Annotated in this window: 2 protein-coding genes and 1 tRNA gene; 1 reads left to right on the top strand and 2 read right to left on the bottom strand. The window is 71.9% G+C overall.

From position 1 onward, the window contains the following. Window positions 1-222 (top strand): primase C-terminal domain-containing protein (locus M878_RS000000100045; RefSeq protein ID WP_037730155.1); only part of this gene is annotated, 222 nt, incomplete at its 5' end. A gap of 67 nt (window positions 223-289) precedes the next feature. Here M878_RS000000100045 and M878_RS70510 read toward each other — a convergent pair. Together M878_RS70510 and M878_RS70505 are read right to left on the bottom strand one after the other, a co-directional pair. Continuing rightward, window positions 290-374 (bottom strand) — tRNA-Ser (locus tag M878_RS70510). A gap of 113 nt (window positions 375-487) precedes the next feature. After that, window positions 488-1,724: S1C family serine protease (locus M878_RS70505; protein WP_023548768.1), on the bottom strand; the 1,237-nt coding region annotated here is incomplete at its 5' end.

The raw sequence follows: 1,724 nt of genomic DNA, 5'->3' as shown, positions 1-1,724 counted from the left end.
CCGGGTGACCACGGGCGCGGCCTCGTCCAGTTCGTCCTCTCCGCACACGAGGGCCAGCGCAACACCCGGCTGTTCTGGGCGGCCTGCCGCGCCTACGAGAACGGCATCGGCCCCGCCCTGGTCGACCCCCTGACCGAGGCGGCCCTCAACGCCGGCCTGTCGGAACGCGAGGCCCGGGCGACGATCGCCTCGGCGGCACGGATGACGGGACACCGGCCGTGACCACCGAAAACCCGGCCCGGCACGCGAAAGGGACGCCCCTTTCGGAGGCGCCCCTTCCCAACATCCGCGGTGGGTGTGGGATTTGAACCCACGGTGACTCGCGCCACGACGGTTTTCAAGACCGTTCCCTTAGGCCGCTCGGGCAACCCACCTCGCTCTCGCCCACCAGGGGCGGAGCGGGTACAGCGTACCGGGATCGAACGTCCGGCGGGCAGCGTGGTCCGTACGGGGCGCCCCTACGCGTGCGTGCCGTTCGCCGAGGGGGTCAGCTGTCACCCACGCGGGAGGCCAGGGTCAGGGTGGCTGTGTGGTCCTGGCCGCCTCGCTTGTAGGTGATCGTGACCTTGTCGCCGGGCTTGTGGGTCCAGATCTCGCCGATCAGGGTCGGGCCGCTGTCGATGACCATGTCGTCCAGCTTGGTGATCACATCACCGGGCTTGAGGCCCGCCTTGTCGGCCGGGCCTCCGGACTCGACCGCGGCGGAGCCGGCCGCGCCCTGGTCGGTGATCTTCGCGCCGCCGGTGGAGTCCTCCAGCGACACGGAGGCGCCGATCTTGGCGTACACCGGCTTGCCGGTCTTGATCAGCTGCTGGGCGACGTACTTGGCCTGGTCGATCGGGATGGCGAAGCCCAGGCCGATCGAGCCGGACTGGCCGGAGCCGCCGAAGCCGCCGCTGCTGCTCGACTGGATCGCCGAGTTGATGCCGATGACCGCGCCGGAGGCGTCCAGCAGCGGGCCGCCGGAGTTGCCCGGGTTGATCGAGGCGTCGGTCTGCAGCGCGCTCATGTACGACGCCTTGCTGGTGGAGCTGCCGTCGCTGGAGGCCACCGGGCGGTTCTTGGCGCTGATGATGCCGGTCGTCACCGTGTTGGACAGGCCGAAGGGAGCGCCGATGGCGATCGCCTCGTCGCCGACGGCCACCTTGTCGCTGTCGCCGAGGGCGAGCGGCTTGAGGTCGGACGGCGGGTTCTTGAGCTTGATGACGGCGACGTCGTAGCCCTGCGCGTGGCCGATGACCTCGGCCTCGAACTTCCGGCCGTCCGGGAACGTCGCCGTCAGCTTGCCGCCGTTGAGCGCGTCCGCCACCACGTGGTTGTTGGTGATGATGTGGCCCTGGGTGTCGAAGACGAAGCCCGTGCCGGTGCCACCGTCGCCGTTGCTGCCCTCGGCCTCGATGGTGACCGTGCTGGGCAGCGCCCTGGCGGCCACGTTGGCGATCGTGCCCGGCGCGCGCTTGACCTGGGAGGCGCCGTTGTCGGAGGCGGAGACCGTGGTGGAGCCGCTGTCGTCGTGGTCCTTGGCCAGGGTGTAGCCGAGGCCGCCGCCCAGGCCGCCCGCGACCAGCGCGGCCACCAGGACCGCGGCGACGAGCCCGCCGCGTCCGCCGCCGCGCGGCTTGGGGGCCGGCTGCTGGTACGACGCTCCCCAGCCACCGGTGCCACCCGCACCGGCCGCGCCGCCGAAGCCGCCGGCGGCACCCGCGCCACCGACGCCGTAGGAC

The sequence above is a fragment of the Streptomyces roseochromogenus subsp. oscitans DS 12.976 genome (genome assembly GCF_000497445.1).
Taxonomy (GTDB): domain Bacteria; phylum Actinomycetota; class Actinomycetes; order Streptomycetales; family Streptomycetaceae; genus Streptomyces; species Streptomyces oscitans.
This window is presented reverse-complemented; position numbering and strand designations above follow the sequence as displayed.